The organism is Candidatus Margulisiibacteriota bacterium (genome assembly GCA_031268855.1).
Classification (GTDB): Bacteria; Margulisbacteria; Termititenacia; order Termititenacales; family Termititenacaceae; genus Termititenax.
The window spans coordinates 1-18,120 of record JAIRWS010000070.1 but is presented as its reverse complement, the minus strand read 5'-3'; the positions used below and the strand labels follow the sequence as shown (position 1 = coordinate 18,120).

Annotated in this window: 20 protein-coding genes; 16 read left to right on the top strand and 4 right to left on the bottom strand. The window is 49.0% G+C overall.

The genetic code is table 11. The annotated features are described in order from the left end of the window. Both LBJ25_04475 and LBJ25_04470 read right to left on the bottom strand, forming a co-directional pair. A partial coding sequence (locus tag LBJ25_04475) for a nucleotidyltransferase domain-containing protein (GenBank protein ID MDR1453209.1) occupies positions 1–188 on the bottom strand: 188 nt, incomplete at its 3' end. Beyond that, a complete protein-coding gene (locus LBJ25_04470) occupies positions 181–597 on the bottom strand; it encodes a nucleotidyltransferase substrate binding protein (GenBank protein MDR1453208.1) in 417 nt (138 codons plus the stop codon). The genes LBJ25_04475 and LBJ25_04470, both read right to left, overlap by 8 nt. A 138-nt stretch (positions 598–735) precedes the next feature. On the opposite strand from LBJ25_04470, the gene LBJ25_04465 reads away from it, so the two are divergent. From LBJ25_04465 to LBJ25_04440, 6 genes are all read left to right on the top strand, one after another. After that, the gene (locus tag LBJ25_04465) at positions 736–1,029 is read left to right on the top strand and encodes a nucleotidyltransferase family protein (GenBank protein ID MDR1453207.1); all 294 of its coding nucleotides are present in this window, start codon (positions 736–738) and stop codon (positions 1,027–1,029) included. After that, entirely contained in the window at positions 1,022–1,402 is a 381-nt protein-coding gene (locus LBJ25_04460; protein ID MDR1453206.1) for a DUF86 domain-containing protein, read from the top strand. Before LBJ25_04465 ends, LBJ25_04460 begins: the two co-directional genes overlap by 8 nt. A gap of 58 nt (positions 1,403–1,460) precedes the next feature. After that, positions 1,461–2,102: a YggS family pyridoxal phosphate-dependent enzyme gene (locus LBJ25_04455; protein MDR1453205.1), complete on the top strand. Its 642-nt coding sequence runs from the start codon at positions 1,461–1,463 to the stop codon at positions 2,100–2,102. Positions 2,103–2,105: 3 nt separating this feature from the next. Then, positions 2,106–2,858, top strand: coding sequence for a DUF3108 domain-containing protein (locus tag LBJ25_04450; GenBank protein MDR1453204.1), 753 nt, complete (start codon positions 2,106–2,108; stop codon positions 2,856–2,858). A gap of 73 nt (positions 2,859–2,931) precedes the next feature. Beyond that, the gene (locus LBJ25_04445; protein ID MDR1453203.1) at positions 2,932–5,928 is read left to right on the top strand and encodes a DEAD/DEAH box helicase; all 2,997 of its coding nucleotides are present in this window, start codon (positions 2,932–2,934) and stop codon (positions 5,926–5,928) included. 136 nt (positions 5,929–6,064) lie between these two features. After that, on the top strand, positions 6,065–7,249 hold the full coding sequence (locus LBJ25_04440) for an ATP-binding protein (GenBank protein ID MDR1453202.1): 1,185 nt from the start codon (positions 6,065–6,067) through the stop codon (positions 7,247–7,249). Positions 7,250–7,279: 30 nt separating this feature from the next. Here LBJ25_04440 and LBJ25_04435 read toward each other — a convergent pair whose 3' ends face one another. Continuing rightward, positions 7,280–8,110, bottom strand: a complete 831-nt coding sequence (locus LBJ25_04435; GenBank protein MDR1453201.1) for a hypothetical protein — start codon at positions 8,108–8,110, stop codon at positions 7,280–7,282. 183 nt (positions 8,111–8,293) lie between these two features. Between LBJ25_04435 and LBJ25_04430 the strand changes: the two genes are divergently transcribed. Both LBJ25_04430 and LBJ25_04425 read left to right on the top strand, forming a co-directional pair. Then, positions 8,294–8,725 (top strand): helix-turn-helix domain-containing protein, encoded by a 432-nt coding sequence (locus LBJ25_04430; protein MDR1453200.1) that lies wholly within the window; start codon positions 8,294–8,296, stop codon positions 8,723–8,725. 25 nt (positions 8,726–8,750) lie between these two features. After that, the gene (locus LBJ25_04425) at positions 8,751–9,965 is read left to right on the top strand and encodes an aspartate kinase (protein MDR1453199.1); all 1,215 of its coding nucleotides are present in this window, start codon (positions 8,751–8,753) and stop codon (positions 9,963–9,965) included. Positions 9,966–10,096: 131 nt separating this feature from the next. Here LBJ25_04425 and LBJ25_04420 read toward each other — a convergent pair whose 3' ends face one another. Continuing rightward, positions 10,097–12,526, bottom strand: coding sequence for a hypothetical protein (locus LBJ25_04420; protein MDR1453198.1), 2,430 nt, complete (start codon positions 12,524–12,526; stop codon positions 10,097–10,099). A gap of 435 nt (positions 12,527–12,961) precedes the next feature. On the opposite strand from LBJ25_04420, the gene infC reads away from it, so the two are divergent. The 8 genes from infC to nusB all read left to right on the top strand — a co-directional run bounded on the left by infC (position 12,962) and on the right by nusB (position 18,088). After that, on the top strand, positions 12,962–13,567 hold the full coding sequence (infC, locus tag LBJ25_04415) for a translation initiation factor IF-3 (GenBank protein ID MDR1453197.1): 606 nt from the start codon (positions 12,962–12,964) through the stop codon (positions 13,565–13,567). After that, positions 13,560–13,757: a 50S ribosomal protein L35 gene (gene rpmI / locus LBJ25_04410; protein ID MDR1453196.1), complete on the top strand. Its 198-nt coding sequence runs from the start codon at positions 13,560–13,562 to the stop codon at positions 13,755–13,757. The genes infC and rpmI overlap by 8 nt, the downstream gene beginning before the upstream one ends. A 26-nt stretch (positions 13,758–13,783) precedes the next feature. Continuing rightward, entirely contained in the window at positions 13,784–14,131 is a 348-nt protein-coding gene (rplT, locus tag LBJ25_04405; protein ID MDR1453195.1) for a 50S ribosomal protein L20, read from the top strand. Between the two features lie 3 nt (positions 14,132–14,134). Next, entirely contained in the window at positions 14,135–14,629 is a 495-nt protein-coding gene (locus LBJ25_04400) for a bifunctional nuclease family protein (GenBank protein ID MDR1453194.1), read from the top strand. Further along, positions 14,629–15,747: an S-adenosylmethionine:tRNA ribosyltransferase-isomerase gene (locus LBJ25_04395; protein MDR1453193.1), complete on the top strand. Its 1,119-nt coding sequence runs from the start codon at positions 14,629–14,631 to the stop codon at positions 15,745–15,747. Before LBJ25_04400 ends, LBJ25_04395 begins: the two co-directional genes overlap by 1 nt. 267 nt (positions 15,748–16,014) lie before the next feature. Beyond that, positions 16,015–16,152: a hypothetical protein gene (locus LBJ25_04390; GenBank protein ID MDR1453192.1), complete on the top strand. Its 138-nt coding sequence runs from the start codon at positions 16,015–16,017 to the stop codon at positions 16,150–16,152. Positions 16,153–16,350: 198 nt separating this feature from the next. Next, on the top strand, positions 16,351–17,697 hold the full coding sequence (gene accC / locus LBJ25_04385) for an acetyl-CoA carboxylase biotin carboxylase subunit (GenBank protein MDR1453191.1): 1,347 nt from the start codon (positions 16,351–16,353) through the stop codon (positions 17,695–17,697). After that, on the top strand, positions 17,690–18,088 hold the full coding sequence (gene nusB / locus LBJ25_04380) for a transcription antitermination factor NusB (GenBank protein ID MDR1453190.1): 399 nt from the start codon (positions 17,690–17,692) through the stop codon (positions 18,086–18,088). Before accC ends, nusB begins: the two co-directional genes overlap by 8 nt. The last annotated feature ends 32 nt before the right edge of the window (positions 18,089–18,120 follow it).

The window sequence follows — 18,120 nt, the reverse complement described above, 5'->3', positions numbered from 1 at the left end:
GCGCGGAGTTTTAAAATATTACCATCAGGCTGTCCGAAATCTTTAATGGCCAGATCAATATCGCTATTCTCGTGTGCCGTGCCGTCCACTCTGCTGCCGTAAGCCCAGACCGTGGCCTGCGGATATTTTGTCTTGATTATGGCGCGGATATTTTCCAGTGTTTCCGGCGGGAGAAAGAGTTTAGACATTTTCGATAAGCGTTTTTAGATTTTTGACGTCGGTTAAAAATTCCGGTATCAAAGCCAATGTGTGTTCGGCAAAATCCTGTCCGTAATCGTGCGCGGTGTCATTGCGGTTGTCCCGATAATTAAGCCAGCGGGCGATGGCATCGGCAGCCAGCAGGCCATGCAGTCCGGCCTGCCGGAATAGGTCTTTGAAAGTCAGCGCGTCAGCCGCTTTTTTACTGGCCAGATAGGGCGTAAGTTTTTTGCGCAGAAGTTTGCCGCTTTGCTCCAGCGTCATTTCAAAACTTTTGACCAGTGAGTTGCGGTACATTTCGTAGTCTATAGAATCTTTTTCGCTTTGCTCCAGCAAAATATAAGAACGCTCCAGAGCGCCCAGACATCTGGCCAAAGTATCCGTATTAGTTTTGTCCATAATTTGGTTGGATTATAACATTTAAAATGTTAAATTAAATCTATGTCGGTCGGACATAATTTGTAAATATAGTACAGTTTGGCACCGCGGCTAAATATGGGCGTTGCGGCTGATGCAGAGAAGCTGTATTATTAAATAATGAGTGACACATCACAATATTTGCAGCTTTTGCGGAAATTTAAGCGTCAGCACGCGGCTAAATATAATATCAAGCGTATTGGTATTTTTGGTTCGGTGGCGCGCGGAGAGCAGACTAATGATTCTGACGTGGATATATACTATGAAGGCCCAGCTTTAACGCTTTCACAAAATGTTAGATTTTTGGAAGAGCTGGAAAATCTTTTTGACATTCCGGTCGATATTGTACGCAAGCATAAAAATTTGAAACCACATTTCGTCCAACGGATAGAGCAGGAAGTGTTGTATGCGTGACAAGCAAATGATTGTTGAATTGCTGGACAATATAGAAAATTCTTTGTCGCTGATTATCGAACAGACCCAAAGTTATGCTTCGGCTAATGATTTCCTGCGTACACCAGCGGGTGTTTTGCTTTTGGACGGAGTTTATATGAACCTATTGGCGATTGGTGAGGCTGTTAAAAACCTGGATAAACGTACTGGCGGTGAGTTGTTGCCGAGATATCCTGTTGTACCCTGGAAAGATATTATGAGGATGCGCGATGTTATCGCTCATCATTATTTTGACGTGGATGCCGAGAGAGTTTTTTTGATTTTGCGTAATGATGTTCCGCCGCTGCTGGCTGCCGTACGGCAGATTAAAGTAGATTTAAAAAAAGGAAAATAAATTATGGGAAAAGTTTATATTTTAACGAAAAGCACTGTAAAAACAGAAAATTAAACAAATGCCAGTCAAAACTAATCTGCAAAATATTCGCCAAGAACTCGGCACGGTAAAGCTGGTCGCTGTGACCAAATACGCCGCGCCGGAGCAGGTGCGGGAATTGCTGGAGGCCGGACATTTTGTGCTGGGCGAGAACAAAGTGCAGTCTACCGCGCGGAAAGCGGAACAATACCAGCAATATCCCGTGCAGTGGCACATGCTCGGCCATCTTCAGACGAACAAAGTCAAACAGGCCGTGCAAATCTTTGAGATCATTCAGAGCGTCGATTCGGCAAAAACCGCGGCGGCCATAGATAAAGAAGCGGCGAAAATCGGCAAAGTCCAGAAAATTTTATTGCAGGTTAATATCGGCCGCGAGCCGCAAAAATCCGGCGCGGCGCCGGAACTTTTGGCGGAACTGCTGGTATACTGTAAAGAACTGAAAAATATCCGGCTGCTGGGGCTCATGGCCCTGGCGCCTGACCTGCCGGACAAAGAACTGACCAGACCATATTTTCGGGAAATGAAGCGGCTTTATGATCTGCACGCCGCGCCGTATGGTTTGGAGATATTGAGTTTGGGCATGTCCGGCGATTATCCGGTCGCTGTGCAGGAAGGGGCGAATATGGTAAGAATAGGCTCAAAAATTTTTGCGGGGAAATAATAAATGAAAAAAGCGTTTCTTTTTTTTAGTTTGTTTTTATTGGCCGCGGCGCGCGAACCAGAACTACCGCCGCTGTCGAGCGCGCTTTCCGGCCTGCCGCCGAAATTCACCTATCAAATCCGCGACTACATCAATAAAGAAACCGGATTCGTCACGGCGAATATTTACATTACCACGGTTGTATCCGGTGGTCAAAAATACTGGCATGTGGAGTCCTACGAAGGCGATTCCTTCCGCAACAGACCAGCCTATCGCAACAGTGTGACGCTGAATTATTCTGATTTTACGACACTTTCTGACGAACGGTATAATGTTTCTGACCGGAGCAGTTATTTAATAGAATCTTTTACGGCCAGCCCCGACGGCACAATTAATTTTTTTCACAAAGACAAAAATATTAACCTGACCGCCAAAAATCCAGGCAATGTTTATTCACGTTACGCTTTTTTGGTTTCTTTGAGCGGTTTTCCTTTTGAGCAAAAAGACAAGGTGGTAATGAATGTTTATATGTTCGAGTACGGCAATGTCCTGCCGTTGCGCGCGGTGTATCAGGGCAAGGAAAAAATAAAAGTTCCGGCCGGAGAATTTGAGTGTTACAAATTGGAATTGGCTGTCGATGGCGTGCTGGGTTTGTTCGCGCCGGACAAATATTATCTGTATTACACGGTGGCCGCGCCGCATCATTTTGTGCGCTTTTACCAGAAAGTCGACGACGGCTCGTGGCTGGCCAATGAGTTGATCGGGGTTTCTTTTTAAACTATTCATCAATTCTTAATGGTCTGGTTTTTTATGTTATAATAAGCCTTTATTTTAAATCTAAGGCAGGCTAATGCTTGATTTTTTTCGAGAGCTGACGCGCGTCAAACCCAACATTTTTTTTGCTTATGATGTGCGGTTCGAGCCTTTGAGCGTCGAGCTGCATTACGATTCCGAGGACGTGGAAAATGTTCGTGATGTGCCGCGCGAGCGGATCTCTTTGCCCGAGCAGCTGCTGCTGAATATTTTGCTGATGTGTCCGCAAAAAGACGGCCGTTATCTGATCGGCAAGGAGTATGCAGAGAAAGCTTTGTTTTATCTGCACGAGCTGCTGCCAGGTGAGGTCAAGCTGCCACCGGAAAAACCCTGGCTGCGTCTGCGCTACGCGCTGACCCTGTCAAACGGCAGCTTTCGGGTCGCGGTCGATTTATCCGATACGAGTTTTCGTTTTTTGCGCGACGTGCCCAAGGGACGTCTGCCGCGCGCGGAGAAAATTTTTATCAGTTTTCTGGCCGGTGTGCCGATTTCCAGCGGCTGTTTTTACGTCAATCAAAAACTGCTGGCGCGCCTGTGTTATTTACTGGCCAAGCTTGACCGCCGGCAGATCTGCGACACAGACTTGAGCTTCAGCTCCGCCGGGCCGGAATTACGCGGCGTGTTCCGTGAAAAAAAAGGCCGCTATGAGTTCCTCTTGCGGTGCGGCGAGAAAATTTTGCGCGCGGACAACGCCAGACTGCTCGGAGAAAAAAATAAAGTTTTGCTCTGGGAGAACACAATTTATCAGCTCGATCATTTTATCGCCGGCGTGCTGGATAAATATTTGGCTGGCGGGGCGGTTTATTTAAGCCGGGCCGCAGCTCTGCAGTTTAGCGCGGACTGCCTGCCAGTACTGACCGAGCGCGGACTGCCGATCGAGCTGCCGGACTCTCTGCGCGAGCTTAAAAATTCAGTGCTGGCCGGGCCGCCGACGCCGGTGCTGGAAATCGTCAAAGAAACTAGAGAGGTTCTGGAAATTAAATTGTCCTATGATTACGGCCTGCCGGCGCGGGCGGAGTACCGCGCGGACAACGCTGCGGATTTTTACGAGGTGCAGAGCGCGGGGCAGGCTTATTATCTGCGCCGCGACAAAAAAAGCGAGGATTGGCTGAATGTGTACTTGGGCGACCTGCATTTCACGGCCAAGCAAAAGCGTTTTTTTATTGAGCATGATTATTTTGTGGATTTTATGACTTATGAATTTCCCAATCTGCGCCGGAATATCGGTTTAAAAGTTCTCGGCGAGCATTTGGAGCAGTTCGTTTACGCCGACCAGACTTTTAATGTCGACCTGGCTTTCACGCAGTCTTCCGGTATTGATTGGTTTGATTTCACGCCGCTGTACAAAGTCAAGGACAATGTTTTTACGCACGCGCAGATCCAAAAACTGATCGCGGATAACAAAGAATACGTGCGCTTGAGTGACGGTTCGCTGATCAAAGTGCCGCAGCGGGAATTTACTTATTTGCAGAGTTATCTGGAAGGCCGCAGCAGAAAAACAACGGATGGCAAATATCAGGTGCGCAAATACGATCTGTATTATTTGTACTCTGGCGTGCGCGCGCAGATGAGCGCGCAGGTGGACGCTTCACTGCAGGCGCTACTGGCCGATCTGGAAAATTTTTCCGGCATTGCCGCCGCGCCGCTGCCGAACGGCGTGCAGGGGCAGCCGCGCCCTTATCAGCTGCACGGCTTTAACTGGCTGTATTTTTTGCACCGGCATAATTTTCACGGCATTTTGGCCGACGACATGGGCCTGGGCAAAACGCTGCAGGTATTGCTGCTTTTTGCCGGTTTGAAACAAGCCGGCCGGCTGGAGCGTCCCGCGCTGATCGTCGCGCCGACTTCCGTGGTTTATAACTGGGTGGCCGAGATCAATAAATTTACGCCGGACTTAAAAGTGCTGGTCTTGTCCGGCAGCCGCGACCGGGTATTAAAAGTCAAAGAAGCCGCCAGCCATGACATTGTGATCACCTCCTACGCTCTGCTGCGCAATGATCTGGCGCATTATTCCGGACAGCAGTTTGATTATCTCGTGCTGGACGAAGCGCAGTACATCAAAAATCCCAAGACCGGCATTGCCAAAGCGGTTAAATGTCTGCAAACACGCTGGCGTCTGGCGCTGACCGGCACGCCGATCGAAAATAGTCTGGCCGAATTATGGTCGATTTTTGATTTTCTCATGCCCGGCTTTTTGTCCTCGCTGAATTTTTTTCGGGCGCTGTACAGCGGCGAACCGGAGCGCGTCCGCAAAAAAATCCACCCGTTCATTCTGCGCCGTGCCAAAGCCGAAGTGCTGACCGAGCTGCCGCCAAAAAACGAGATCGATTCTTTCTGCGAACTGCTGCCGGAGCAGGAGGCTTTGTACCTCAAAGTTTTGCAGGCGCAGAAAAAAGAATTGCTGTCTGCGCTGCATACGACGGACATCAATAAAATGCAGCTCAATATTTTGACCGGCCTGCTCAAGCTGCGGCAGGTTTGCTGCCACCCGGCGCTGGTCAAAGACGAACGGCTGATCGTCGAGTCGGCCAAGTTCAATCAATTTAAAGAACTGACCGCGGAGATATTGGAAAATGGCAGCAAGGTGATCGTCTTTTCGCAGTTTGTGGAAATGCTCTCGATCATGCGCAAATATCTTGACGAGGAAAAGATCAGATATGCTTATCTCGACGGCGCGACCAAAGACCGCCAGCAGCTGATCGATAAGTTTAACGCCGACGCGCGAACTCCGGTTTTTTTGTGCTCGCTCAAAGCTGGCGGTGTGGGCATCAATCTGACTTCGGCTAATTACGTGATCATTTACGATCCGTGGTGGAATCCCGCCGTGGAACAGCAGGCGATGGATAGAGTGTACCGCATCGGCCAGACCAAAGAAGTTTTTGTTTACAAGCTCATTACTAAAGGCACGGTCGAGGAAAAGATCCTCGCTTTGCAAAAAAAGAAAAAGACGCTCATCGACGCGGTCATCGCCAGCGACGTTGCCGCGGAAAAGAAAATCACCAAAGCGGAGCTGGAGGAACTGCTGGCGTATTAGAATAATTTTAGCTTTTTACGCAAATATTTGCTTGTTTTTTCTACTATACTAGTAAAAAACATACAAGAATGATGACTTTTTTCGGTATAGTATATAAAACTTGACAAAATAACAGTATTATTTTAATATATAGGCGATGTTAAAACGCGAGCAATTTTTACGACCAGTGCGTCCCTTTTGGGAAATAACCGATTTGGTCAAGGTTATTATTGGTATTCGGCGTTCCGGCAAGTCTGTTTTGCTGGAACAGATTGCTGATGAACTTCGCGCTAAAGGTGTTGACGACGGACATATTATAGCGATCAATTTTGAGTTTATAGAATTTGCGCATTTAAAAACTGCTCACGTCCTCAACAAGCATATTCTGGCGCGCGTACACAAGAACGAAAAATATTTTTTGTTCTTTGACGAAATTCAAGAAGTTCAGGATTTTGAACTGGCGGTAAATTCTCTGCGCGCGCGCGGCAATTTGAGTATTTTTATTACCGGCAGCAACGCGCATTTATTATCCGGTGAATTGGCGACGCATTTGTCCGGGCGCTATGTCCAGTTTTTTGTTACGCCTTTTACTTTTAGCGAAGTTATGCGGATAAAAAACGGCCAGGACAAGCAGGACGTTTTTGAGGATTTTTTGAAATGGGGCGGACTGCCGGGGCGTTTTGTTTATCAGACCGAGAATGACACGCGCAAATATTTGCAGGATATTTATGACACAATTGTTTTGCGCGATATTATTCAGCGCGCTAAAATCCGCGATCTCAATCTGCTGGACAATATAATTCAATTTTTACTGGACAATCTAGGCGGCATTTTTTCCGCCCATACCGTTGCTAAATATCTTAAATCGCAGAGCCGTAAGGTATCAGCGGAGACGCTGTACAATCACCTTGAATATATTTTAGGTTCGTTATTATTTAGGAAAGTAAACCGCTATGACCTAAAAGGTAAAAATGTTTTTGCCACTCTGGAAAAATATTATGTCGCGGACTTGGGCTTGCTGCAATTAAAACGTTCGGCGCTCAACCTTAATTGGGGCGCGCGGCTGGAAACAGTGGTGGCCAATGAACTGATTGCGCGCGGATACACTATTAATATTGGTGTGAAACGCGACAGCGAAATTGATTTTGTGGCAAATAAAAATGGTAAAACGGAGTATATTCAAGTGGCTTACACTATTGACAGTGAGGCGACTTTGCGGCGCGAACTTTTCGCCTTCCGAGGCATTCCTGCTAAAAAACTATTGATAACCGCTGACCGGCGTGATTATAGTCAAGACGGCATTGACGCGCTCAATATTATAGACTGGCTGTTGGCTAAATAAAAAACGACCCCGCAGCCTGAAGTTAGAATATTACACGCATCTTCTGATATAGATCAGCGCGTAAGACTGCGGTTCAATACTGAGCTGGTTCGCCGCGGTTGTGTTGTTGCCGGTGCTTTTATTGGTGAGATCAATGGCGTGCGTATGGTTGACGCTATTGTTGCCAGAACTTCCGGTATAGTTGGGGACATCGATACTGTGCACGTGATCGCCGGGATTCGATGTGGCAAACGGCGCGCTCCAGCGTACGCCGGTGACGTTTTGACAATCATCCCAGGTTGCTTCTGTGCCCCAGCCGCTAAAGAATTCGGTGACGCCCGATCCTCCTCTGATTTTCATAGAAACGGTGTGCGTATGACCGCCCGCGCCTACGGAGTTAAACGCGGCATGGTCATGCGCTATGCTGTGTGTATGGTTAGCGCTTTGATCGCCTGTGGTAAGCGTGCCGGATAGGCCGTGCGTGTGCGTCGGCAAATTATTGGCGCCGATAGTCACCGCATTGCCGCTGTTGCCGCCGGCGGCATGAGGATCCGCAGTGCCGACGCCTTTGATAAAGCTGCCCACTAGATTTGGACAGCCCCGACCGGCGTTCGCCGCGACGCAGGCGTACCAGCCGACCATAGTTTCATTGTCCTTCCAGTTATAACCATCGTACATCAGTATTGTGCCAATAGGTAGTTTCACCCCGGCCAGACTATCGGAAACAGCTTTGCACGACGGGTATTCTGTAGAACTAGCGCTGATAGTATCTTTTTTATTGGCCACCTTTTCTCTGGTGTTCAGCGCGTCCGTCATTTTCTGCGCGGACAGCGGCTGTCCTGTTGCTATGCCGTCATAATTATCTGTGTAATCGTCTGCCATAAAAATCCCCCCTTCGCTTATGTCAATATTCCATCTTTTAGTAGAACTTTGACCATTATGCTAATGATAACAGACGATCGGTATTATGTCAATAATCCTCTAAAATACAATGGACTAATGACTATTATAAAGAGAATAAGCGATGCTTAGACTTTTGTCAGCAATCCAGTAAAAGGTGGACAAATGCCCAGTGAAATAAGCAGTGAAACATTAAAAAAACTGATTAGTAAAAAAATGGAGTTTTTGCGTAAAAACAGCGATGAGACAAACGAGGCGGCGGCGGATAGTTTGGATATTGATTTAAGCGAGTTTTACCGTATTCTCAAAGGCCACCGCTTACCGCATTTAAAAACTTTATTGCGGATCAGTAAAAAATATGGCGTGAGCATGGACTGGTGGTTTAATGACTTGTCGGACACGCCGCTGGATAAAAATAAATTCCGGCAAAGAGCCTTTGAGCTGCAGATAGTCAGTCTGGTCAAAAAACTGGACGCTGGATTTCAAGAGTTTATCCTAACGCTGGTCAAGGATTTGGTGCGAAGAACCAGCTCAAAAAGACAGAATAAGTTATGGCTGGCAATTGACCGGCGCGGCGGCAAAAAGTTTGTGTTATAATTTTCCCCGTTTTAATGGAGTAAACATGGCTTTAATTGTCCAAAAATACGGCGGAACTTCCGTCGGCGCTATAGATAAGATCAAAAATGTGGCCAAAAAAGTTTTGGCCGCGCAGGCCGCCGGTAATCAGGTTATCGCCGTGGTTTCAGCGATGGGGCAATCCACTGACGCGCTGATCACCAAAATAAAAAAGCTGGCTCCCGTCTACGATCCGCGGGAGTATGACGCGCTGGTGTCGGTCGGCGAAAATGAATCCGCCGCGCTGCTGGCGCAGGCGATCATCGCGCAGGGCGGTCAGGCGGTTTCCTTGACCGGCTGGCAGGCGGGTATCCGCACCGAGGACAATCATAATAAATGTAAAATTATCAGTGTTGACGCTAAGCGGATCAAGCAGGAACTGCGCGCGGGAAAAATCGTGGTGGTGACTGGCTTTCAGGGTTTGGATTCGCGCGGCGATGTTACGACTATCGGCCGCGGCGGTTCAGATACTTCGGCGGTGGTGATCGCGGCGGCGCTGCGGGCCGAGGTTTGCGAGATTTATACCGATGTGGACGGCGTGTATACAACAGATCCGCGCGTGCTGCCGGAAGCGCGGCGGCTCAGCGTGATCTCTCATGAGGAAATGCTGGAGCTGGCCAGCCTCGGCGCCGGCGTGATGCACCCGCGCGCGGTCGAGTGCGCTAAGGTAAATAATATGACTATCGCGGTCAAGCATAGCCATAAAGAAGGCCAGGGGACGCTGATCACTATGGCGGGAGAAAAATTAGATACGGTCTCAGGCGTGGCCGCGGATGACGATGTGGCCAGGATCGGTTTGCTGTACGTGCCGGATGTGCCGGGCATGGCCGCGGAATTATTTAGCGCGCTGGCCGGCGCCAAAGTTAATGTCGATGTTATTGTGCAGAGCATCCACGAGGAAGCCAAGAAAAACGATATTTCTTTCACGGTGAGCAATGATGATTACGCTAAAGCCTTGAAATTGACCGAGGAAAAAGCCCGCGGCTGGGACGGCTGCCGCGTGGTCGGTGACACAGATGTGGCCAAAGTTTCGGTGGTCGGCATCGGCATGGCCAGCGCTCCGGGCGTGGCGGCGCGGATGTTCGCGGCTCTCGGGCGGGAGAAGATCAATATTCAAATGATTTCTACCTCGGAAATTAAAATTTCCTGCATCATCGAGAAAAAAGAATTAAAACGCGCGGTCAAATCCATTCACAGCGAGTTTGGGCTGGATAAACGCTGATAGCCTGCGTGCTTACTGATAATCCCGTTGTTTTCATCGAAACTTTCCACGCGTCGTAAGTTTTTCTAAAGGGCATCCGTTTAAGGATGCCCTTTTCCTCCCTCTATGCTCGTTCTCAAAAGAACGATTGGTTAAGCAGAAACAGCCGGCGCGATTTCCAACTTGTTTATAGCTGAAACCTTGATCCGAATTCTATCGCCAGTGATACTGTGCACTATCTTATAATCGCCATTGTTTATATCTAAGCCGGCCTTAGCCAAGGCTTGTATGATCGGCGTGTTTTCCTTAAACAAACCCTTCCTGTCAATGTCGATATACTGGTTGTTTTCCCAGGTTCCGTCCTTGCGGCGTTTGCGGTCATTGCCCGGCTTCAAAGCGACCTGAGTGGTTAACCCGCCCAAAATATCGCTGAGCTTTTCGTTTGCGTCGCCGCTGCCGTGCGCCTGTTGTTTTCCCTGCGTCGGCTGATTTTTGGCAGACACGCCAAAGGTATGAGCGTAGCTCAGGGTCACTGCTGTCTCCCGCTCGCCGCCATTTGCTTTTTGGCTGACCAATTCAACCTTAGCTACGCCGCCGGCATCAATTGGATTGGGGACCGCAACACCAACGGACACCTTGTCGCCAAGTTTCTGGCCGCCTACAGCTGCTCCTATAGTTATATCACTGATTTGTCCTCTCAAACCAATATTGTATAAATTGCTGGTTTCACCGCCGTCAAAAAAGCGCTGTTTTACCGAAAAATCTGCGCCAACACTTTTAAACAACGATCCGCTAAGCTGCTGCGTGTATCCCGCGTAGTATTTAACCCAGGGGGCTGCTGTAAAACCTTCATCACCGCTGAACAAAAACTGCTTTCCGCTTTCCACACCGACTGTCGCCTCGCCTTTAAAAGAGAAGATGGCGGTTGCGGAGATCAAGCCGTGAAGATCACCCAATAAAGCGCTGAATTTCTGATCGCCAATATGAATACCGCTGGATGCTGTTTCCTTTATCCGTGAACCATCTTCCAGGTTGGTATACAACGTGCCGCCGGCTTCCATGATCTCTTTATACTTGTCCAGGCCGCTGAGGGATCTACGATAAGAAGCTCCACCCAGTAAAAAACCTAAAGATGTGTTGAGAACAAGTCTCTCCAGCGGACCATCTTCAAATGTGAATTCCGGTGTCCAGCTCACATCCGGACCAAAAAATAAATTGCCAGTAAATACATCTTCCTCGCCAGTATCTTCATAATTGCCAGCCACATATTCGTATTCAGTCCAGGTATAATTCGGCGGCACATTGAATGTATACTTAAAATTACTCAGAGCATATTTTGTATATTGATCCCCGTTCTGTTCCAGCTCGCCGCTGGCCAGCAGATCAGCCACATCTTCCGAATTAATATTCAGATCGTCCAAGGAGCCAGTACCTATAGTGGCGCCTTTATCGGTAATGACTATTACGCTTTTTCCGGCCAGCTTGTTTTTCAGCCATGATTCGGCGCTGTCATTATCATTGGTCTTCAGATAAGTTTTCACCTCATTTAACAAATCAGAATAATTCTTATCGATGATAGGCGTAGGCGCGTTTTGGCTGTCCGGCGCCAGAGAATAATTATTAGTCTCAATCTGCTGGGCTGTGCCTACCCCGCTTGCTGTTTCCAAAGCGGACAGCGGAATATTCAGCTTTGCGGCCAGGCCTGGCAGGGAATCCGTTTCTGACGGGGTTTCTGTACGCCGCGGAGTAGAGCGATGTATAGCGGCTCTTTTTTTAGTCTTGGTATAGCCAAAACCGCCTTTCCCCAGCAAATCAATTTGAACAGGTATCCTGTCCACAAAACTCAATCCGAAGAGATCTCCCAGTATGTCATTCACATTCGCTCGGCCCTCAGCATTGCCGGACAGACCTATAATACGAGCGCTTTCCGGGTAAAAATAGCTGAAATTACCGTTGGCGGAAAAATATTTATTGGCGTAACCGCCATCCAGTCTCAATCCCTGTTTGCCGAGAATAGTAAATGAGCCATTTACCTGAGAGCCATCGCTATGCGGATTGAACGGTATAGTCAAGGAACCCACAGTTCCTATAGCGTCCATTCCTTCGTCGGTAGTAGTGGTTGGTGAATAAGAACTAAACCCGGATTTCGTAGAATAAAAATTAAAACCATACTCCGGCACAGAATTTAAACCTAAATTGACCGCGGGCCTTACAGTTTCTGGCACAACATCGATCTTATCGGGCGATTCTTCCATGATCTGTGTTTGTTGTACTGGTAGCTGTGCTTGCTTTTTAGTGTCCACCAGTTCCGCTAGCGCTTTTGACGGATTGATCCCGTTAGCGTCAATTTGGTTTCCTTCCGTTGTGCTTGGAAAAATTGTTTCGGCAGACAAAAGTTCTGATTCGCTGAATGGCCTATTGAAAACACCAAGGGAGAGAGGCGGGGGATTCAATAAATCAGTATTAAACTCAACGAGAGTTACCTCTTTTGGCTCTGGTTTCGGCCAAGCAGCCTGACCCTGATAAAAATTTCTAAAAATATCCGTATTTAATCCTGTTCCATTTATTTTTCCTAATGACATAATTATTACCTCCTATTTTTTATTTTTTAAAAAAAACCTGACACAAATTCTGATTAAATTAAATTGATTACAGCATTTTACGATCACCTCCGTTCGCGCGTGCTTCGAGGCGATTAAAATCGTTTGAGATTATCACCTGGTACAGAGTGATAATTCTGGAACTATTTAAGAGGTTTATTAGGCAATCAGTTTTGTCGGGGGGGGGGGGGGGCAACTTAGCGCTATGTGCTTGTGAAGTTCGAGTAATTAATAATTATTAATTTTTTTCTCCAACATTATTAATGATACTATATCCTACTTTTTAGAAAGATTGTATCTATGTATAACAATTTATCGTTAGTTGTTTAGATTTGTTGCAAATTTTTTGAGCTGATAAAACCGCGTTGACACTAACTTGCCTGCTCTCTATAATATTGAGCCTAGCTAAAGAAAGAGGTGCGTAAGATTAAGCCCAACGAACTGCTCAATCAGTATATCCGCGCGGAAAAGGTCAAATTGATTTTAGACGACGGTCAGCAGATACTGCTGGACAAAGGCGAGGCTCTCGCGCAGGCCAAAGAGGCAGGGTTGGATTTATTCTTGGTATCGCCCAATTCTGAGCCGCCGGTCGCCAAGATTTTGGATTACGGCCAGTATCGTTATAAAAAAGAAAAAAAACAAAAAGACGCGAATAAAAAAAGCAATAATAAAACCAATGTTTTAAAAGAATTAAAATTAACGCCGCGCATCGGTCAGCATGATTTCGCGGTGCGTGTGAAACACGGCCGGGAGTTTTTGACTAAAGGCTACAAAGTAAAACTGACCGTATTTTTTAAAGGCCGCGAGGGCACGCATCAGGAACTGGGGCATGCGCTTATCGCGCGGTATCTGGAGGACATTGCGGATTTGGGCTGGACAGACAGCCCGACGCTGACGCCTAAGCTGCTTGGCCGCCAGATGTCGATAGTGATCGTGCCCGGGCGCAAGAGAGTGATCGAGCCCGCCGCGGAAATACGAATTGCCGCGCCTGAGACGGAAACAAAGGAGAACAAAAATGCCTAAAATGAAAACCAGAAAATCCGCCGCCAAGCGTTTCCGGGCAACTGGCAGCGGCAAAGTTCTGCGCCAGCCGGGCAGCAGCGCCCATTTGCGCGAATGTAAAAAACCGAAAAACAAAAAGAAATTGAGCAAATTGCAGCCAGTGCATAAAACCGATCTGCAAAAATTAAAAGTAATGCTGCCGTATTTGTAGCGGCGCGCTGAAGGAGAGGCAGGAAAATGAGAGTTAAACGCGGCAATGTTGCCAGACAAAAAAAGAAAAAAGTTTTTAAACGCACCAAAGGTTTTCGCGGCGCGGGCAAGAAGCTTTTCAAGGCTTCAGCCAATGTCCGCGCGATTAAAGCTGGCGTCAAGGCCTACCGCGACCGCCGCAAAAAGAAAGCGGAGTTTCGCGCGTTGTGGATACAGAGATTGAGCGCCGCGCTGGCGGAGCTGGGGCTTTCTTATTCCAAATTTATCGGCGGCTTAAAAAAGGCCAATATTAAGCTGGATCGCAAAATTCTGGCGGATTTGGCGATTGCCGACAGCGCCGCTTTTGCGCAGATCGCCGCCAGAGCCAGGGGCTAAGTAATGATCCAGATGGAATTGAGCGGCCTGGGTTTTGACCCGCGCAATATGTCACCGATAGTTCTTTTGAAGGACAGCGAGGAGCGCAATTTTCTGCCGATCTGGATCGGCATGTTCGAGGCCGGCGCTATCGCCATGGCTTTGCAGGATTTCAAATCGCCGCGGCCAATGACCCATGACCTGATCGCCGATATTTTTACGCAAATGCAGGCCGCTCTGGAAAAAGTGGTGATCGTCGACCACAAAGAGGATACTTTTTACGCGGTGCTGGAGATCCGTCCCAGAGGCGCCAAAGATGTGCTAAAGATCGACTGCCGTTCTTCGGACGCTATTGCTGTCGCGGTGCGCACTGGCTCGCCGATTTTTGTGCTGGAAAACGTAATGCTCAGCGCCAAAATGGTTAATTCTGAAAAAGACAAAGAAGAGACCGCCAAATTTCAGGAATTTATCAATAACGTCAATCCTGACGATTTCAAAAAGTACTTCAACAAACAGTAATGACCGGAGAATTCTCCGCAGACCTGTATGAATATGCGCTGCCGCCGGAATTGATCGCGCAGGCTCCCGCCGCGCGGAGAGAGGATTCGCGTTTGCTGGTCTTGCGGCGGGAAAATAATTCTCTGGAGCATAAATATTTCCGCGATATCGTGGATTATCTTAATCCTCAGGATCTGCTGGTTTTCAACGACACTAAAGTTCTGCCGGCGCGTCTGCTGGGACAAAAAACAACCGGCGGACGCTGCGAAATTTTTTTGCTGAAACAGCTTGACGCTGCTCACTGGGAAGCGCTGGTCAAACCCGGGCGGCGTTTGGCGTGCGGCAGCGCGGTGCGTTTCGGCGCGGATTTCACGGCGGTGATTTTAGAAAAATTACCGGATGGACGGCGGCGCGTGGAATTTTCTTTTGCCGGCGATTTTGGGGAAAAACTTTTGCGTTACGGCCAAACGCCTTTGCCGCCGTATATTAAAGCGGCCACTTCGCTGACGTATTCGCAGGATGCTACGCTCCCTAGCGGGCTTACAGTCCCTGACGGGCTTACAGTCAGTGGCCGCTTAGAATTAGCCGAGCGTTATCAGACGGTCTACGCCAGAACGCCGGGCGCCGCCGCCGCGCCGACCGCCGGACTGCATTTTTCGCAAGAATTGCTGGACAGGATCAAGGCCAAAGGCACGGCCAGCGCTTTTGTTACTTTGCACGTCGGACCCGGCACTTTTCAGCCGCTGCAGACCGCTGATATACGGAAACACAATATTCATGCTGAGGAATATTTTTGCCCGGAGGAAACGCTGCGGGCGGTGCGGGAATGCCGCGCGCGAGGGGGACGCGTGATCGCCGTCGGCACCACGTCCGCGCGCGTCCTGGAAACTGTGGTATCAGGCCATGCAGAGACGTTGCCGGCAACGCCTCTGCATGGCCAAACCAACATTTATATTTACCCGGGGTATCAATTTCAGGCCGTTGACGCCCTGATAACTAATTTTCATCTGCCCAAATCGACGCTGCTTTTGCTGGTGTCCGCGCTGGCCGGCCGCGAAAAAATTTTGTCCGTTTATCAAGAAGCGATCAGGCAGCGTTACCGCTTTTTTTCATTTGGCGATGCTATGTTAATAATTTAGTTCGGGCTGACGGACGAAGCCGGGGCCTTGACAGCACGCTGCTGGTAACTTAAAGCGCGGCATTTTTGCCTTATTTGCGCTGAAAACCCGTATATTGGCTGTCCTGAGCGTGCTTTTTCATAAAATTTCGCTTGACAAAAATCCGTATTGTGTTATTATAATACTGTACTAGAGTATCCCTGTTATGACTGATTATGAATGCGGCGTGGTTATGCCTTGGGGGAGAAAGCGAGGGAGGCAATGCTGTTATTCGTAGCATTGGTGTTTGTGGCTTGCTGGCTAATCGTGCGTTTTGCGAAGCAGTTAGATATGGATATGTCTGCCGGTGGTTTGGAGTATGGTGTGTGCGCCGGTCTAGGGTTTATGGGAGCTTTTGGCTGTATGGATTATCTGATGTTTAAATAGTTTTAGCGCGGAGATTTGGCGAAAAAGGGGCAGGATTTTACGATACTGCCCCTTTTCTTTAATTTTACCTAAAAATTACGCGAAAACCAGAAAATGTTTGCCGCGGAGTGTTTACGACGCGCCAAGCTGTTCGCTCAATAAGCTAATGTTTGTTATAATTTTCCCCCGGTTTGTTTTAGATGCTAAGAAAGGGCGAAAATGTTTAAAAAGATCTTGATCGCCAACCGCGGCGAAATTGCGGTGCGGATCATCCGCGCCTGTCAGGAATTAAATGTGGCTACGGTAGCCGTGTACTCCGAAGCTGACCGCGAGAGTCTGCATGTGCGTATGGCCGGCGAAGCGTACTGTATCGGCCCCGCGCCAGCCCGGGATAGTTATTTAAATATTCCCCACTTGATGGCCGTTGCGGAAATGACCGGCGCCGATGCGATACACCCGGGGTACGGTTTTTTGGCCGAAAGCGTGGCTTTTGCGGAAGTCTGTCAGGCGCACAATATCAAATTTATCGGGCCGTCGGTGCGGGCGATCAACGCTATGGGCGACAAAGCCAATGCCCGCAAAACTATGCAGGCGGCCGGCGTGCCCTGCGTGCCCGGCTCAAAAGATCTTATTCCTGACGCGGAAACGGCGCGGCAGGCCGCCGAGGAGATCGGCTATCCGGCGCTCATCAAGGCTACGGCCGGCGGCGGCGGGCGCGGTATGCGTCTGGTGGAGAAAGCGGACGAGCTGGCCAAACTTTTTGCCGCGGCGTCGGAAGAGGCCAAATCCTGTTTTGGCAACGGCGGTGTGTATCTGGAAAAATATATTCTCCAGCCGCGGCATATCGAAATGCAGATTTTAGCTGACCAGCACGGCAGGGTGGTCTGGCTGGGCGAACGCGACTGCTCGGTGCAGCGCCGCCACCAAAAGCTCATTGAGGAAGCGCCCTCGGTTTTTCTCCAGCCCGTTGTGCGCGCCAAAATGGGCGAGGCGGCGGTCAAAGCGGCGCGGGCTGTGCATTACGAGGGCGCGGGCACTGTCGAGTTTTTAGTTGACGCCCGCAGCGATTTTTATTTTATGGAAATGAACACGCGTATTCAGGTCGAACATTGCGTGACGGAATGTGTGACCGGCATTGATTTGATCAAAGAGCAAATAAAGATCGCCGCTGGTTTGCCGCTGGCTTTTCAGCAAAGCGACATCAAGACCAACGGCCACGCCATCGAATTCCGCATCAATGCCGAAGATTGGGAAAATGATTTTCGGCCGTCGCCCGGACGTATTGAGCTTTTCCTGCCGCCGGGCGGGCCGGGCGTGCGCGTGGATTCGCACGTTTATCCGGGCTACCAGGTGCCGCCCAATTACGACAGCATGCTGGCCAAACTTATCGTTTGGGGGCAGACCCGCGCCGAGGCTCTCGAACGGGCGCAGCGCGCGCTGGGCGAATTTGTTTTTACTGGCGTTAAGACGGTGATACCATTTCACAAAAAAGTTTTGAGCAATGAATATTTTATCCGTGGCGATGTGCAGACCGATTTTCTGGAAAAAAGGATTTTTCATGGGTAAACGCAGCACCGCGCGGCGGCTGGCCATGCAGGTTTTATTTCAGCTGGACGCCGGACAAAACGATCTGGATTTTTTGCTGGAGCAGTCCGCGCGGCGTGAGCGGTTGATACCGGAAACCGTGCGATTTGCCGGTGAGCTGGCGTCCGGCGCGCGCGAACATTTGGCTGAGCTGGATAAATATATTGTGGAAAAATCGATCGGCTGGTCACTGGCCAGAATTACCAGCGTGGACAGAGCGATTTTGCGTCTGGCCGTGTACGAGATCAGGTTTCTGCGCACGCCGCCCAGCGTGGCGATCGATGAAGCTGTGGAGCTGGCCAAAAAATTTTCCACAGCAGAATCCGCTAAATTTGTGAACGGTATACTCGGCGGATTGGCGGAGAAAAAATAATGTTCACCGGAATTATCGAAGAGATCGGTCAG

Excerpts from the sequence above, each read along its gene's own strand:
- LBJ25_04420 (MDR1453198.1), bottom strand. The coding sequence starts at position 12,526 with ATGTCATTAGGAAAAATAAATGGAACAGGATTAAATACGGATATTTTT.
- LBJ25_04445 (MDR1453203.1), top strand. The coding sequence starts at position 2,932 with ATGCTTGATTTTTTTCGAGAGCTGACGCGCGTCAAACCCAACATTTTT.
- nusB (MDR1453190.1), top strand. The coding sequence starts at position 17,690 with ATGGGTAAACGCAGCACCGCGCGGCGGCTGGCCATGCAGGTTTTATTT.
- LBJ25_04455 (MDR1453205.1), top strand. The coding sequence starts at position 1,461 with ATGCCAGTCAAAACTAATCTGCAAAATATTCGCCAAGAACTCGGCACG.
- LBJ25_04425 (MDR1453199.1), top strand. The coding sequence starts at position 8,751 with ATGGCTTTAATTGTCCAAAAATACGGCGGAACTTCCGTCGGCGCTATA.
- LBJ25_04435 (MDR1453201.1), bottom strand. The coding sequence starts at position 8,110 with ATGGCAGACGATTACACAGATAATTATGACGGCATAGCAACAGGACAG.
- LBJ25_04470 (MDR1453208.1), bottom strand. The coding sequence starts at position 597 with ATGGACAAAACTAATACGGATACTTTGGCCAGATGTCTGGGCGCTCTG.
- LBJ25_04400 (MDR1453194.1), top strand. The coding sequence starts at position 14,135 with ATGATCCAGATGGAATTGAGCGGCCTGGGTTTTGACCCGCGCAATATG.
- LBJ25_04430 (MDR1453200.1), top strand. The coding sequence starts at position 8,294 with ATGCCCAGTGAAATAAGCAGTGAAACATTAAAAAAACTGATTAGTAAA.
- LBJ25_04450 (MDR1453204.1), top strand. The coding sequence starts at position 2,106 with ATGAAAAAAGCGTTTCTTTTTTTTAGTTTGTTTTTATTGGCCGCGGCG.
- LBJ25_04465 (MDR1453207.1), top strand. The coding sequence starts at position 736 with ATGAGTGACACATCACAATATTTGCAGCTTTTGCGGAAATTTAAGCGT.
- LBJ25_04440 (MDR1453202.1), top strand. The coding sequence starts at position 6,065 with ATGTTAAAACGCGAGCAATTTTTACGACCAGTGCGTCCCTTTTGGGAA.
- LBJ25_04460 (MDR1453206.1), top strand. The coding sequence starts at position 1,022 with ATGCGTGACAAGCAAATGATTGTTGAATTGCTGGACAATATAGAAAAT.
- accC (MDR1453191.1), top strand. The coding sequence starts at position 16,351 with ATGTTTAAAAAGATCTTGATCGCCAACCGCGGCGAAATTGCGGTGCGG.
- rpmI (MDR1453196.1), top strand. The coding sequence starts at position 13,560 with ATGCCTAAAATGAAAACCAGAAAATCCGCCGCCAAGCGTTTCCGGGCA.
- LBJ25_04395 (MDR1453193.1), top strand. The coding sequence starts at position 14,629 with ATGACCGGAGAATTCTCCGCAGACCTGTATGAATATGCGCTGCCGCCG.
- rplT (MDR1453195.1), top strand. The coding sequence starts at position 13,784 with ATGAGAGTTAAACGCGGCAATGTTGCCAGACAAAAAAAGAAAAAAGTT.